This is a genomic window from Nocardioides rotundus (assembly GCF_019931675.1).
In the GTDB taxonomy this organism is placed as follows: Bacteria; Actinomycetota; Actinomycetes; order Propionibacteriales; family Nocardioidaceae; genus Nocardioides; species Nocardioides rotundus.
In genome coordinates this window covers 3,548,126-3,562,539 of sequence record NZ_CP082922.1, presented here as the reverse complement: position 1 = coordinate 3,562,539, position 14,414 = coordinate 3,548,126, and the positions used below count along the sequence as shown (strand labels likewise).

9 protein-coding genes and 2 pseudogenes are annotated in these 14,414 nt (G+C 73.4%); 6 read left to right on the top strand and 5 right to left on the bottom strand.

Going from position 1 to position 14,414, the window contains the following annotated elements; genetic code table 11:
- Nucleotides 1–9: 9 nt before the first annotated feature.
- Together K8W59_RS17565 and K8W59_RS17560 are read left to right on the top strand one after the other, a co-directional pair.
- A complete protein-coding gene (locus tag K8W59_RS17565) occupies nucleotides 10–771 on the top strand; it encodes an IclR family transcriptional regulator (RefSeq protein ID WP_223396247.1) in 762 nt (253 codons plus the stop codon).
- Nucleotides 772–816: 45 nt separating this feature from the next.
- Entirely contained in the window at nucleotides 817–1,983 is a 1,167-nt protein-coding gene (locus tag K8W59_RS17560) for a 4-hydroxybenzoate 3-monooxygenase (protein ID WP_223396246.1), read from the top strand.
- A 335-nt stretch (nucleotides 1,984–2,318) separates the two neighbouring features.
- Here K8W59_RS17560 and K8W59_RS17555 read toward each other — a convergent pair whose 3' ends face one another.
- Entirely contained in the window at nucleotides 2,319–3,635 is a 1,317-nt protein-coding gene (locus tag K8W59_RS17555; protein ID WP_223396245.1) for an HNH endonuclease signature motif containing protein, read from the bottom strand.
- Between the two features lie 368 nt (nucleotides 3,636–4,003).
- Here K8W59_RS17555 and K8W59_RS17550 point away from each other — a divergent pair, with 368 nt between their 5' ends.
- From K8W59_RS17550 to K8W59_RS17540, 4 genes and pseudogenes are all read left to right on the top strand, one after another.
- Entirely contained in the window at nucleotides 4,004–4,741 is a 738-nt protein-coding gene (locus tag K8W59_RS17550) for a (Fe-S)-binding protein (RefSeq protein ID WP_223396244.1), read from the top strand.
- Nucleotides 4,738–5,883: pseudogene (locus K8W59_RS20495) on the top strand (lactate utilization protein B); the annotation flags it as partial. The gene K8W59_RS17550 and the pseudogene K8W59_RS20495, both read left to right, overlap by 4 nt.
- Nucleotides 5,884–6,201: 318 nt before the next feature.
- Nucleotides 6,202–6,786, top strand: a pseudogene (locus K8W59_RS20490) (LutC/YkgG family protein); the annotation flags it as partial.
- A gap of 97 nt (nucleotides 6,787–6,883) precedes the next feature.
- A complete protein-coding gene (locus K8W59_RS17540; protein WP_223396242.1) occupies nucleotides 6,884–8,026 on the top strand; it encodes an MFS transporter in 1,143 nt (380 codons plus the stop codon).
- On the opposite strand, the gene K8W59_RS17535 is transcribed toward K8W59_RS17540, so the two are convergent.
- From K8W59_RS17535 to K8W59_RS17520, 4 genes are read right to left on the bottom strand one after another with little or no spacing between them, the layout of a single operon-like run.
- Complete coding sequence (locus tag K8W59_RS17535; RefSeq protein WP_223396241.1) at nucleotides 8,012–9,412, bottom strand: wax ester/triacylglycerol synthase domain-containing protein; 1,401 nt, start codon at nucleotides 9,410–9,412, stop codon at nucleotides 8,012–8,014. The genes K8W59_RS17540 and K8W59_RS17535 overlap by 15 nt on opposite strands.
- Nucleotides 9,409–10,863: an HAD-IB family hydrolase gene (locus K8W59_RS17530; protein ID WP_223396240.1), complete on the bottom strand. Its 1,455-nt coding sequence runs from the start codon at nucleotides 10,861–10,863 to the stop codon at nucleotides 9,409–9,411. Before K8W59_RS17530 ends, K8W59_RS17535 begins: the two co-directional genes overlap by 4 nt.
- Nucleotides 10,860–12,728, bottom strand: a complete 1,869-nt coding sequence (locus K8W59_RS17525; protein WP_223396239.1) for a lysophospholipid acyltransferase — start codon at nucleotides 12,726–12,728, stop codon at nucleotides 10,860–10,862. The genes K8W59_RS17530 and K8W59_RS17525 overlap by 4 nt, the downstream gene beginning before the upstream one ends.
- Complete coding sequence (locus tag K8W59_RS17520; protein ID WP_223396238.1) at nucleotides 12,725–14,326, bottom strand: WS/DGAT/MGAT family O-acyltransferase; 1,602 nt, start codon at nucleotides 14,324–14,326, stop codon at nucleotides 12,725–12,727. Before K8W59_RS17520 ends, K8W59_RS17525 begins: the two co-directional genes overlap by 4 nt.
- Between the last annotated feature and the right edge of the window lie 88 nt (nucleotides 14,327–14,414).

Sequence of the window (14,414 nt, the reverse complement as noted above, 5' to 3'; positions counted from 1 at the left end):
GAGCGCGGTGTGGCGGGCAACGTCGGCACCCCGGGAGCCTCGGTCACGTCGCGGGTCCTCGCGGTCCTCTCCGCCTTCGACGAGCAGCACCGCCGGCTCACGCTGACCGAGATCGCGACCCGGGCCGATCTGCCCCTGGCCACGACGCACCGGCTGGTCGGCGAGCTGGCCGCCGCCGGCTTCGTCCGTCGCCGCGGCGACGGGAAGTACGTCGTGGGCCGGCGGCTGTGGCGGCTCGGCCTGCTGGCGCCGGCCCAGTCGGGTCTGCGCGAGGTGGCCTCGCCGTTCCTCAGCGACCTGCACGCCGCGACCCTGGCGACCGTGCACCTGGCGGTGCGCGACGGCGACTGCGCGCTCTACGTCGACCGGATCTCGGGAAGCGCCTCGGTGCCGGTGGTGAGCACGGTGGGCACGCGACTCCCGCTGCACGCGACCGGGGTGGGGAAGGTGCTGCTCGCCTACGCCCCCGAGGAACTGGTGGCCTCGGTGCTGGCGGACCTGACGCGGGTCACGCCGTACACCGTCACCCAGCCGGGCCGGCTGAGCCGCGAGCTGTCGCGGGTGCGGACCGAGGGCTATGCGCAGACGCACGAGGAGATGAGCCTGGGGGCGTGCTCGGTCGCCGTGCCCGTGCACGGGGTGGGCCGGACCGTCGTCGCCTCGCTCGGCCTGGTCGTGCCCAGCCTCAAGCGGGACCGGCCGCGGCTGGTCGCCGCGCTGCAGGTGGCCGCGCAGGGGATCGGCCGCTCGCTGGTCACTTCCGCTGAGTGAAATCGCCGTGTGGTCGCGGGTCTCGCCCGCCGCTTGACTGAGCGGATGCGCACCCAGGTCGCCATCGTCGGCGCCGGCCCCGCCGGCCTGCTGCTCTCCCACCTGCTCGCCGCCGAGGGGATCGAGTCGGTGGTGCTGGAGACGCGGTCGCAAGAGTACGTCCTCGCGCGCATCCGCGCGGGGATCCTCGAGGCCGGCTCGGTGGACGTGCTCGACCGCGCGGGCCTGGGGGAGCGGCTGCACCGCGAGGGCATGGAGCACCGCGGCATCCACCTGCAGTGGCCGGGGGAGCGGCACCACGTCGACTTCGTCGACCTGGTCGGGCGCAGCGTGTGGGTGTACGGCCAGACCGAGGTGACCAAGGACCTGGTGGCGGCACGGGAGGCGGCCGGACAGGAGCTGGTCTACGGGATCGCCGACACCGCCGTGCACGACGGGGAGACCGAGCGGCCGTGGGTGTCGTGGACCGATGCCGACGGGCGGGAGCAACGGCTGGACGCCGACGTGGTGGTCGGCTGCGACGGCTCCTTCGGGCCGAGCCGGCACGCCGTACCCGACAGCGCGCGGGAGACGTGGGAGCGGGTCTATCCCTATGCCTGGCTCGGGGTGCTGGCGGACGTCGCGCCGTCGACCGATGAGCTGATCTATGCCTGGCACCCCGAGGGGTTCGCGCTGCACTCGATGCGCTCGCACGAGGTGTCGCGGTTCTATCTCCAGGTGCCGGCCGGGGAGTCGGTGGACTCCTGGTCCGATGACCGGATCTGGGAGAGCCTCGCCCGCCGGCTCGGGGAGGGCGTGGACTGGACGCTCGCAACCGGCCCGATCACGGAGAGGAGCGTGCTGCCGATGCGGTCCCACGTCGCCTCACCGATGCGGCACGGCCGGCTGTTCCTCGCCGGGGACGCCGCGCACATCGTGCCGCCCACGGGGGCGAAGGGGCTGAACCTGGCGATCCGGGACGTCGCGCTGCTCGCGCCGGCGCTGGTCTCGATGCTCCGGGGGGACCACGCCCAGGCCGATGCCTACTCCGACGCCGCGCTCCGGGCCGTATGGCGGGCCACGCACTTCTCCTGGTGGATGACCACGATGCTGCACACCTCGGGCGACCCCATCGACGCCCAGCTGCAGCAGTCGCAGCTGCGGTGGGTCGCGAGCTCGCCCGCCGGGGCCGCCGGGCTGGCGGAGAACTACTGCGGCATCGCCGCCTCTTGACCGGCCCTCGCTGGTCGAGCCCGTCGAGGCCACCGAGCACTCTCGGCGGTCGGGCCGGACTCATCGGTGGTCGAGCTGGTCGAGACCCCGGGCTCGCGTGAAGAATCGACCATGGGTGGGGGTAGTGCACCCGGTTGCCGTCCGGTCGGGTGCACTTCTGCACACGACCGGGAGGTCTTCACCGCAGGGGCGGCTCTCCGGTGGTCGAGCTCGTCGAGACCACCCAGGCCTGCCGGTGGTCGAGCCGGACTCATCGGTGGTCGAGCTGGTCGAGACCATCCAGCACTCTCGGTGGTCGAGCTGGTCGAGACCAGTCTTCGTCGGCAGGTGGCTGCTCACGTGCGTCGGGTGAAGCGGACTTTGCCGTGTTTGTCGAGGTGGTGCTGGTAGGCGGGGTCGTGGATCATCTGGTGGTGGGAGGGGCAGTAGAGCCGGCCGTCCTTGACGCTGGTGGAGCCGCCCTTCGACCACGGTGTCTCGTGATGGGCCTGGCACTTGTCGGCGGGCATGTCGCAGCCCGCGGCGGAGCAGCCGCCGTCGCGGACGCCCATGGCGATCCGTTGCGCGGGGGTGTGGAACCGGCGCCGGCGGCCCATGTCGAGCACCACGGAGCCTCCGCCGAGGACGATCGGGATGATCCCGGCCTCACAGGCCAGGCGCCGGGCCTGGGCGGCGGTGATCGTGGACCCGGTGTCCAGGGATGCTGCCTTCAACCCGCCCAGCAGGGTCTCCAGCTCCATGGTGACCACCACGGTCGCCGAGATCCCGCCGCTGGTGGGGAGGGTGTCGGCGGGGCGGGACTCGATCAGCTCGCAGAACGCCTCACCCAGTCCCGTGCGCGACAGCGGCCGGTGCCGCTGGGCCTGGACCGGGTCGACCGCACCGTCCGCGGCGTCCGCGTCGGCCGCGGCGGCGTTGGTCTGCTCGGTCACCGGCGTGGTGGGGTGGGTGTGTTTGGACCAGGCGATGGCGTGGACCTGGCGGCGCAGCATCTCTCCTTGGGCGGTCGGGAGGGTGAACCAGCCCCGCATGGTGCCGTCACCGGCGTCCCGGATCCCGAACCCGACCCGCTCCCGTGCGGCGCGTTCTTCGGCCTCGAGTCGTCGTGCTTCTTCGGCGTCCGCGGTCGCGGGGTCGATCACCTCGAACAGCCGCCGCCCCAGAATGCGGAGGTCTTTGGCGTCGTGGTCGGCCGCGAGGTCCAGCATCCGCTGCGTGGCGGCGGGCAGCACCCACGCCTCGGCATCGGCGGGCACCTGCTCCAGGGCGTCGGTGATCGCGCGTGCCTGGTCGGTCAGGATCCGACCCGACTCCAACGCCTCGGCAACCGCGGGGTGAGCCTCGACTTGGGTCGCGAGCCGGCGGAAGGCGTGCGCCTGGGGGCGGACCATCCGCATCCGGTGGGCCCACCAGTTCGTCGTCGACGTCGCCCCAGTCTCCAGACCGGTCTCGACCGATTCGGCGTGCCGCAGCACCCGCAACAACAGCGCATCGGTCTGCGCCCGGGCCCGGGTCAACGCCTCCAACACCTCCCCGGCCTCGCCCGCGGCCATGGACCACACCGGCACCCCGGCCGCCTGCGAGAGTTCGGTCTCGATGCGCGCGACCGCAGCGGCCACCGGGTGGCTCGGATGCAGCGGCTTGGTCGACATACCCGGACTCTTCCAGGCGGCACCGACACTCCCACCCGGCAAACGACCCTCATCCACACCGATCCGGGTCACGATCAGGTAACAGGCGTCAAACCGCGTCACGGGGGTGGTCTCGACAAGCTCGACCACCGATCACAGGTGGTCTCGACAAGCTCGACCACCGACGGCAGCTCGACCACCGAAGGCAGCTCGACCACCGACGGCCGGCCGTGGTCTCGACAAGCTCGACCACCGATCACAGGTGGTCTCGACGGGCTCGACCACCGAGCGGACCGTGGTCTCGACAAGCTCGACCACCGAAGGCAGCTCGACCACGGAAAGCTGACCAGCGACACTGGGTGCGTGACGGACGAGCGGTGGGAGGTGGCATGCGGGTCGCGCTGATGGCCACCTGCCTCGGGGACGCCCTCTTCCCCGACGTACCCCGCGCCACGGTCGTGCTGCTGCGCCGGCTCGGGGTGGACGTCGACTTCCCCGAGGCCCAGACCTGCTGTGCGCAGCCGATGATCAACACCGGGTACGTCGACGAGGCGGTGCCGGTGGTGCGCACGTTCGTCCGCGCCTTCGAGGGGTACGACGCCATCGTCGCGCCGTCGGGCTCGTGCGTCGGCTGCGCCCGGCACCAGCACGGGCTGGTCGCGCGGCGGGGCGCCGACCCCGGCCTGGCCGCGGCGGTGGCCGAGGTGGGCCCGCGGGTCCATGAGCTGAGCGAGTTCCTGGTCGACGTACTCGGCGTCGTGGATACGGGGGCGTACTTCCCGCACGACGTCACCTACCACCCCACCTGCCACTCGCTGCGGATGCTCGGGGTCGGCGACCGGCCGCGGCGGCTGCTGGAGGCGGTGCGCGGGCTGCGGCTGCGTCCGTTGCCCGCGGCCGAGGAGTGCTGCGGCTTCGGCGGCGCCTTCGCGGTGAAGAACGCCGACACGTCGGTGGCGATGGGCGCGGACAAGGTGCGGCACGTACGAGAGACCGGCGCCGAGGTGTTGGTCGCCGGGGATGCCTCCTGCCTCATGCACATCGGCGGTCTCGCCGCCCGGCAGCGCGCCGGGATCCGGACGATGCACCTCGCCGAGGTCCTCGCCCACACCGAGGAGCCGGCATGAGCGGCACGTTCCTGGGCATGCCGCCGTTCCCCGACGCCGCGCGGGCGGCCCTCGCCGACACCCAGCTGCGGCACAACCTCGCGCACGCCACCGGCATCATCCGCGCCAAGCGGGCCGCCGTCGTCGCCGAGGTGCCGGACTGGGAGGAGCTGCGCCTGCGTGGGGCGGCGACCAAGGACGCCGTACTCGCGGACCTGGACGCGCACCTCGCCACCCTGACCGCGCGGCTGGAGGAGCGAGGAGCCGTCGTCCACACCGCCGCCGACGCGGCCGAGGCGTGCGCCATTGTGGCGCGGATCGCCCTCAACCACGGGGCGGACGAGGTCGTCAAGGTCAAATCGATGGCCACCCAGGAGATCGGGCTCAACGAGGCGCTCGCGGCCGACGGGATCGCGGCCTGGGAGACCGACCTGGCCGAGCTGATCGTGCAGCTCGGCGACGACCTGCCCAGCCACATCCTGGTGCCCGCGATCCACCGCAACCGCGCGGAGATCCGGGAGATCTTCCTGCACCAGATGGCTCGCGCCGGCCGACCCGCGCCGGTTGATCTCACCGACGAGCCGGCCGTCCTGGCGGGAGCAGCCCGCCTGCACCTGCGCGAGAAGTTCCTGCGCAGCCGCGTCGCGGTCTCCGGTGCGAACTTCGCCATCGCCGACTCCGGGACGCTCGTGGTGGTGGAGTCGGAGGGCAACGGGCGGATGTGCCTCACCCTGCCCGACGTCCTCGTCTCCGTCGTCGGGATCGAGAAGGTGCTGCCGACCTTCGACGACCTGGGGGACTTCCTGCGGCTGCTGCCGCGTTCCTCGACCGGGGAGCGGATGAACCCCTACACCTCCACCTGGACCGGCGTGACGCCCGGCGACGGGCCGCAGGAGGTGCACGTCGTGCTGCTGGACAACGGGCGGCGGCGCGCGCTGGCGGACCCCGTCGGCCGGCAGGCGCTGCGGTGCATCCGCTGCTCGGCCTGCCTGAACGTGTGCCCGGTCTACGAGCGGACGGGCGGACATGCCTATGGGTCGGTCTATCCCGGGCCGATCGGCGCGATCCTCAACCCGCTGCTCAAGGGCGTCGGCACTGACCCGCAGACCGACTCACTGCCCTATGCCTCCTCCCTGTGCGGCGCGTGCTTCGAGGCGTGCCCGGTGCGGATAGACATCCCGTCGGTGCTGGTCGACCTGCGCGCGCAGGTGGTGGACGCCCACCGCGGGGACCGGCTGCCGAAGCCGGAGGCGCTGGCGATGCGCGCCGCCGCGTGGGCCTTCTCCGACGCCTCCCGCCTTGGCTGGGTCGAGCGCGCCTCCGGGCTCTCGGGGCGGGTGCTCGCCCGGCTCGCGCGCTCCGAGCTGCCCGGCGGCCGCCCCGCCCTCTCCGGCGTCCCGGGTCTCCCCGGCGCCTCGGCGTGGACGAACGCGCGCGACCTCCCCGCCCCGCCCACGGAGCCCTTCCGCTCCTGGTTCTCCCGCGAGTCGGCGCTTGTTCGCCCCGAGTCGGCGCTTGTTGACCGCGAGCCGGCGCCAGTTGACGCCCAGTCGGCGCGTGTTGACGCGGCGCCGGCCGACCGGTCCCGCTTGGAGTTGTTCGCCGAGCGGGTGGAGGACTACCGCGCGAAGGTGACCCGGTGTGGGTACGGCGACCTCGAGGCCGCCGTCGCCGACGCGCTCGGCGGCGCTCGGGCCGTGGTGCCCCCGGATCTGGGCATCGCCGTACCGAATGCGGTGGTGGACGACGGGCTCAGCCACGCCGAGCTCGATGCGTTGGAGGCCGTGGTGACGCGCGCCCGGGTCGGGATCGCCGAGACGGGCACCGTGGTGCTGGACCACGACTCCAAGCAGGGACGGAGGGCGATCAGCCTGCTGCCGGATCTGCACGTGTGCATCGTGGAGGCGACCCAGGTGGTGGCCGACGTGCCCGACGCCGTACTGTTTCTCGACCCCGCGCGACCGCAGACCTGGATCAGCGGTCCCAGTGCCACGAGCGACATCGAGCTCGACCGGGTCGAGGGCGTGCACGGTCCGCGGACCTTGCACGTGCTGTTGGTCGACTAGCGCCGACTCGGGGTGAAGTAGCGCCGACTCGGCGTCAACAAGCGCCGACTCGGGTGATAGGGATGCCGGGGTGAGCGCAGCGCGGAGGAGCCCGTCGGTGTGGTCGGTACCCGGGATCCGGGTGCTGGCCGCGATGACCGTGTTCGGGTTCGCGGGGTACGCCGTCCTGTTGCCGGTGGCGCCGCTGTGGGCGGTACGCGGAGGTGCCGGGGAGGCCGGGGCCGGGCTGGTGAACTTCGTGCTGCTCGCGGCCACCGTGGCGACGCAGACCGCGGTGCCGCGACTGCTGCACAGGTTCGGCTGGAGCGCCGTCCTCGGCAGCGGACTGGCGCTGATGGGCATCGGCGCGGTCGCCCAACCCGTCAGCGACGCGCTGCCGGCGATCCTGGCCCTCGCAGCCGTCCGAGGCGCCGGCTTCGGCATCCTCACCGTGACCGGCAGCGCCGCCGCGGGACTCCTCGTCGAGCCGGGGCGGCGGGGTGCGGCGATCGGCGCCTACGGACTGGCCGTCGCGCTGCCCAACCTGGTGCTGCTGCCGCTGGGTCCGCTGGTGGTGGCCGAGGGCGGCTTCACCCTGATGTTCCTGATCGCCGGGCTCCCGCTGCTCGGCGTCCCCCTCGCCCCCGCGCTCGCCCGGCACCTTCAGGGCGACGAGGACGACGCGCAGACCGCCGGGGGCCGCCCCGACCGCGCGCTCATCCCGCCCGCCGCGATCCTGCTCGGCGTCACCCTGGCCGGCGGCGCGATCATCACCTTCGCCCCGCAGATCGTCGACGCGCCCGTCACCGCCACCTGGGGCCTCTTCCTCCTCGGCCTGGTCGCCGCGCTCAGCCGGTGGCGCGCCGGCGCGCTCGCCGACCGGCACGGCCCCGGTCCCTTCCTCGCCCCGCTCGTGGGCGTCACCGTCGTGGCGATGGCGGCCGTCGCGTTCGCCGTACGCACCCCCGAGCACACCGCGATCTTCCTCGCCGCCTGCGCCCTGCTCGGCCTCTCCTACGGCGCGCTGCAGAACCTGACGCTGGTGCTCGCGCTCGCCTCGGTCCCGCGGAGCCGTACCCACACGGCGTCGGCGGTGTGGAACATCGGCTTCGACGCGGGTACGGCGCTCGGCAGCGTGCTCGTCGGCATGATCGCGGCCGGCGTCGGCTTCCCGACCGCGATGCTGGCCGCGGGCCTGCTCTCGCTCCCGACCCTGCCGCTCGCCCTGCGCGCCCGCTCGGTCGGTTCACCCGGCCGCTGAGGCCATCTCCGCGAGCCCCTCGGCCAGGCACTCCCGCAGTACGTCGAGGTCGTCCACCGCCGCGGCGTCCACGGTCACCCCGAGGCACCCGATCCCGTCGTAGGTCACCAGCGTCGCGGTGAGCGCCGTCCCCGGCAGCGGCCCGAAGGACCACAGCCCCTCGACCCGGGCGCCGGTCATGTACGCCGCCTGCGACGGCCCCGGCAGGGTCAGCACGAACGCGTCCGCCGCGGCACCGGACGCCAGGACACCCGCGCCCACCGCGGCGGGCAGCCGGTTCGCCACCGGCGCGAAGGCGGCGAACGCGTCCAGCGCCCGCTCGGTGTGCAGCGACAGCACCTCGCCCCGCACCGCCGCGATCCGGTCGATCGGGTCGTCGATCCCCAACGGCCCCGACACCATGGCGGTCGCGAACCGGTTGCCGAGGTCGTCGGCCCGGTCGAGGGAGACGCGTACGGCGACCGGCAGCGCCGCCGGCGACGAGTCGTGCGCCGCGTGGTAGCGCTGCAGCCCGCCGAGCACCGCCGCCACGGTGACGTCGGCGAGCGACCCGCCCGCCTCGGCGCCCACCGCACGCAGCCCCTCCAAGGGACAGGTCAGCGCGAGGAACCGCCACTCCCGGCGGTCCCGCGAGGCCAGCACCGGAGAGGGCGGTGCCGGCTGCCGGGAGACCAGGCGGCGCAGGGAGGCGGCGTACCGAAGCCCCGCCCCGGTCACCGCGCGAGGGTGCAGCGCCGCCGTCACCGCGCCGCGCGCCAGCTCCGCGCCGCGGACCGGCAGCGCCGTGAGGTCGTGGAGCAGGCCGCGGGTCGCGAGGTCGACCGGGTCGGGGGCGTCCGACACCGACGGCCCGGGCACGACCGGCTTGTCCGGCACGTGCTCGCGGGTGTGGGACTGCAGGAGCGAGAGCAGCTCGACCGCGCCGAGGGAGTCCGCCAGCGCGTGGTGGATCTTCAGCACCCACAGCGCGCGGCCGCCCTCGAGTCCCTCCACCAACAGCCCGGTCCACAGCGGATGGTCGCGGTCGAGGGGCTCCACGGCCAGCTCGGCGGCCAAGGTGAGCGCCTCGTCCCGGTCGGCGGCCGCGGTCCGGCGTACGTGTCGATCCAGGTCGAAGTCCTCGTCGACCGTCCACACCGGCGCCGTCGTCGGCAGCGCCGGGTCGACCACCCGCTGCCGCAGCCGCGCGACCAGGCGGGTGCCCCACTCGTGCGCGGCGACGAACCGCTCCCACTCCGGCGCGGCGTCCAGCTCCATCGCCAGCACCGACACCGAGGACTGCACGGGGTGCCGCTCGGCGCGCCAGAGCACGGTCTCCATCGGCGTGAGGGTGGTACGGCGGGACCAGGCGGCCGCCGCGGCCCAGCGCTCCGCGTCCGTGGTCATCCGGCCTCCTCCTCGGGCTCGGGCCAGTGCGCCAGCGTCTCGGCGTACTTCGCGTGCAGCGCGGCCACCCGCTTGCTCAGGTTGCGTTTCGTCCAGCCGGTCTCGGGCTCCAGCACGGTCACGTCGACCACCCCGGGGCGCAGCACCAGGGAGCTGCGCGGCATCAGCTCGCCGGTGTTGCGCAGCACGACGGGGACGACGGGGACGCCGGCCTGCGCGGCGATGTGGAAGGCGCCCTTGCGGAACGGGCCCAGCACCGGCGTCGGCGATCGGGTGCCCTCGGGGAAGATCATCAGCGACGTGCCGGACCGGATCCGCTCCACGACGCCGTCGAGGGTCGCGCGTGCCGAGCCGGAGTCGGAGCGGTCGATGAAGGCCGGGTCGATCACCAGCGACCCGATCATCGCGCGCGGGTCCCAGCGCGCCTCCTTCTTCGCCACGATGGTGAAGTCCTCGGCCAGCAGCGACCCGAGCACCGGGATGTCCAGCGCGCTCTGGTGGTTCGCGACGAACACGGCCGGGCGGTGGCTCCACAGCCGCTCCTCGTGCTGCACGTCGACGGAGACGCCGGCGACCGAGAGCGGGATCCCCGAGGCCAGCCGGATCGCGGCGTTGCGGCCGCGGCGCAGGTCGCCCGTGGCGGCGCCGTAGGCGAGCCCGGCGCCGACGGCGGCGTTCATCGAGCCCAGCGCCGCCATCGTCCGGCCGGCGGCGAGCAGCGAGCCGCGCTTCGGGTCGGCCAGGTCGAGCACCTGCCAGCCGAGCCGCTCGGCCGCCGTACGCAGGTCGCGGTGCGGGCTGAGCGCGACCGGATGGCCGACGCTGGCGAGGAACCCGACGTCCTCGTATCCGTTGCCGTAGGCCCACGACTCCTTGCGGATCACCCCGTGCTCGCGGGCGAAGCGGCGCACCGCAGCGGCCTTGTGCCGCCCCCACAGCATCGGCCCGTCGGTCTGCCCGGTGAAGAGGCCGTCCTCGACGACCAGCCGGGTGCTGATCAGGTGTTCGATGCCGAGGTCCCGCGCGACCGGGCCGATCTGGTACGGCGTCGCCGCGGACGCGATCGCGACCGTGTGCCCTGCCCGTTGGTGCGCGCGCACCAGGGCGCGCGCCTCCGCCCGGATCGTCCCGGCGATCTTGGAGCGGAAGAGCCGCTCGCCCAGGTCGGCGAAGGACTCCTCGGACTGGCCGCGCAGCGCCTGGAAGGCCAGCGTGGCGACCCGGGTGGGGTCGCCGCCGAGCTCGCCGTCGACCGCGGTCACCACGGTGCGGACGAAGTCGGCCGCCGACACCTCGCGGCCGCGCAGCCGGTCGCCGTAGAACGTGGCGGCGGTATAGCCGGCCACCAGGGTGCCGTCGAGGTCGAAGAACGCCCCGACCTCCGGCCCCTGCGGGCCGTCCTCCACCGCGGCCAGGTGCCTGCGCACCTCCTCGGAGATGCCAGCGGTCACGGCTCGGCGCCCTCACGCGCGGGGTGCAGGCCCGGGGTTGCCTGGTCGGTGTGCCGGGCCAGGTCGGCGATCAGCTCGACCCGACGTACCGAGTCGCGCAGCTCGGCGGCGAACGCCTCGCGCCGCTGCCCGACGCCCGGCTCGGCGTCCAGCAGGCCGCGGTGTCGGGCCAGGGCCAGGGCGGTGCGGTAGAGCTCCAGCGACACCGACTCCGCACTGGCGACGCGGCGCTGCAGCTGCCACTGCTGGCCGATCAGGAGCGACTCCTCCAGCAGCTCCTCAGTGTCGACCTCCTCATCGCCGTGGTCGGCCAGCCGGTCGGCGAGCACGAGGTAGGCGTCCAGGAACGGGCGCAGCACCAGGTGCGCCAGGTGCGGGCGCGCCTGGTCGAGCAGGGTCCGCGCCCGCTCGGGGGTGAGGTCGTTGAGGTCCTCGCCGGTGAGCAGCCGCAGCTCGGTGCGCAGCCCGCGCTCGAACTCCGCGCGCCCGGGGAAGAAGAACTCGAACTTCAGCAGGTCCCGCATCCGCTGGGCCTCGTCCCACCCGACCCGCAGCGGGCCGCCGACGGGCAGGTCGGCGCCAGGGTCGAGCTCGGAGACGGTGAGCAGCGCGAGCTCGCCGATCGCCCGGTCCACCAGCATGTGGATGACGGTGTTGCGGTAGAACGCGGCGACCAGGTGCTGGTCCTCGCCGATCCGCCAGACCGGCTCGGTGCCGCGGTCATAGACGGTGAGCACCCCGCTGCGCACCAGCTCCTGCAGGGCGCGGCGCACGGTGGAGCGGTCCTGCAGGTTCGCGGCCCCGGCGACCGGCCACTCGCGGGAGTCGATGTAGGCGGCCAGCGGCTCGACGGTCGCCAGCACCTCGTCCATGGTCAGCGCCCGGTCCGCGCCCAGCAACGCGAGCGAGACGATCGCGGTGACCGTCACCGGGGTGGCCTGGTTGAGCCGGTGCGAGATGTCCAGGGCCACCCGCTCGACGGCCTGATGCTCGGTGATTCCGGCCTCCTCCAGCTCGGCCATCCGGTCGCGCAGGGAGAACGGCTCGCCCGTGGTGAGGTAGGCGCGGCCCAGCCGGTCGCGCTGGAGTCGCGCGAAACGCAGCAGCCAGCGCCAGTCCTCGGGGTTCTTCCGTGCGCCGCGGGCCTCCTCGGTCATCGCGGCGACCTCGTGCAGCTGGTCGTAGACCACCGAGACCGGCACGATCTGCACGTCCGGGGCGTCCGCGCCCTCGACGGTCTCGGTGAGGTACTTCAAGATCCCGTGCACCGGCGGCCGCAGCTTGCCGGTGCGGGTCCGCCCGCCCTCGATCGACCAGGCGACGTTGCGCCGGTGCCGCACCAGCTGGCGGATGTAGGAGCGCAGCGTGAGCCGGTAGACCGGCAGGTCCGTGGTCTTGCGGCGGATGAAGATGACGCCCGTGCGGCTGGCGACGGTGCCGATCACCGGAAGGTCGAGGTTGGCCCCGCCGAAGGTGAAGGTGGGGGAGAAGCGACGAGCGCTCAGCACGTTCGGCACCACGAAGCCGTCGAGGTAGGAGCGGTGGCTGAACGCGAACGCCAGGCTGTGCGTGCGGTCGAGCTTGCGCAGCGCGGCGAGCTGGTCCTCATCGACCAGCACGTCGTAGGCGCGCATGAACCACTCGCCCAGCCGGGCCCAGCCCTGCGTCGTGCGCTTGTCGTGCGCGGCGGACATCTCGGTGAGGTACGACGCCGCCTCGGCGCGCACGTCGGCCTCGCTGCGGTCCTGTTCGGCGGCCTGCTCGGCCAGCAGCTTGCCGAAGCGCGGGTCGTCGAGCAGCTCGACCGCCTCCTCCGGCAGCGGAGGGGTCGGGAGTCGGCGGGTGACGGCGGTGGGGAGCTTCATGGAGCCTTCCTGGTGGCGGGCTTCTTGCTGGTCGTCCTCTTCGCGGGGGCCTTCTTCTTCGTAGCAGCCTTCTTGGCGGGCGCCTTCTTCTTCGCCGCCTTCGTGGCCGGGGCCTTCGTGGCGGACGTCTTCTTCGCGGGGGCCTTCTTCTTCGCCGTGGCGGCCGGCCCCACGCCGTACGCCTTCTCCAGCGCCTGCAGCGCCTCGCCGGTGTAGACGGCCAGGTGCTGCAGCGAGGGGACGGCGTCGCGGCAGCCGACGAACCCGAGGTTGAGGGTGCCGGCGTAGGACTGCAGGGTGATGTTGAGCGCCATGCCGTGGATCGGGATGGAGACGGGGTAGGTCGCCTCGATCCGCGCGCCGCGCAGGTAGCGCGCCTCACGCGGCCCGGGCACGTTGGACAGGCAGACGTTGAACGCGGTGGGCAGCGGGTTGTGCTGGAGGCCCGCCAGCGCGGCGAGCACCTGGAAGGCGCCCGGCGCGAGCAGATAGCCGGAGTAGGCCAGCGCGGCGCCCTGTCCCAGGCCGGCCATCTGGCCCTTCGCGCCCGTGGTTGAGCGGATCACGGCCTCCAGCTCGGCCTTCGGGTCCTCTTGGTCGGTGCCCATCGACGCGAGCAGCGCACCGACCTTGTTGCCGCCGCCCTCGGTGCCCTCCTCGCGCAGGTTGACCGGCATGAAGGCCACCAGCGGCTTGTCGGGCAGCGCGTCCTGCTCCAGGAGGAACCGGCGCAGCCCGGCGCCGCAGATCGCCATCACCACGTCGTTGATGGTGCCGCCGGACGCGTCGGCGATCGCGCGCAGCCGGGAGATGTCGTACTGCTGGGTGGCGAAGCGGCGGTTGCGTCCCGTCGGCCGCTGCAGGATCGTGTCGGGCGCGGAGAACGGGTTGGTCAGGTCGGCGTCGTTGCGCCCGCCCACCTCGAGCGAGGCGATCGCCTTCGCCGCGTTCGCGCCGACGTCCGCGGCCGCCCCGGCCAGGCTCACCGCTCCGCGTGCCGTTCCGGTCACCGTGCCGACCACCTGGCCCAGCAGCGAGGACACCTCCGTGGGTGCCTTCTCCCGCCGCGGCTTCTCCAGGGAGAAGAAGAACGGGTGCGTGCGGTCGTCGGGGTCGGTCGACATCGCCCGGGAGAAGATCTGGTTGCCGGTGTAGCCGTCGACCAGCGCGTGGTGCACCTTCACGTACGTCGCGAACCGGCCACCCTCGAGCCCCTCGATCACGTGCAGCTCCCACGGCGGGCGGGTGAAGTCGAGCTGGTTGGAGTGCAGCCGGCTGACCAGGATGCCGAGCTCGCGCTCGTCGCCGGGCGAGGCCAGCGCGGAGCGCCGTACGTGGTAGTCGATGTCGAAGTCGTCGTCGCGCACCCACGACTGGAGCGGGTGGGTGAGCAGCTTGGGGTGGCTGAGCTTGAGGTCCCACGGCGACTCGACCGGGGCGTGGCGCAGCTCCTCCTGCAGGTCGCGGAGGTACGTCGGCCCGGCGTCGGGCGGCGGGGTGAAGATCGTCAGCGACGCGACGTGCATCTTCGTGTCCGGGGTCTCGCCCCAGAGGAACATCGCGTCCTGCGGCGCGATCCACCGCTTCGTGCCTGCCATGCACGGAACCTATCCACGATCCGCCCGTTTCGGGGAGGGGGTCGGGTCGTCTTCGATGTGCGTCGGGCGCTGGGGCTCAGGTAGCCTC

Excerpts from the sequence above, each read along its gene's own strand:
- K8W59_RS17555 (WP_223396245.1), bottom strand. The coding sequence starts at position 3,635 with ATGTCGACCAAGCCGCTGCATCCGAGCCACCCGGTGGCCGCTGCGGTC.
- K8W59_RS17560 (WP_223396246.1), top strand. The coding sequence starts at position 817 with ATGCGCACCCAGGTCGCCATCGTCGGCGCCGGCCCCGCCGGCCTGCTG.
- K8W59_RS17520 (WP_223396238.1), bottom strand. The coding sequence starts at position 14,326 with ATGGCAGGCACGAAGCGGTGGATCGCGCCGCAGGACGCGATGTTCCTC.
- K8W59_RS17550 (WP_223396244.1), top strand. The coding sequence starts at position 4,004 with ATGCGGGTCGCGCTGATGGCCACCTGCCTCGGGGACGCCCTCTTCCCC.
- K8W59_RS17535 (WP_223396241.1), bottom strand. The coding sequence starts at position 9,412 with ATGACCACGGACGCGGAGCGCTGGGCCGCGGCGGCCGCCTGGTCCCGC.
- K8W59_RS17525 (WP_223396239.1), bottom strand. The coding sequence starts at position 12,728 with ATGAAGCTCCCCACCGCCGTCACCCGCCGACTCCCGACCCCTCCGCTG.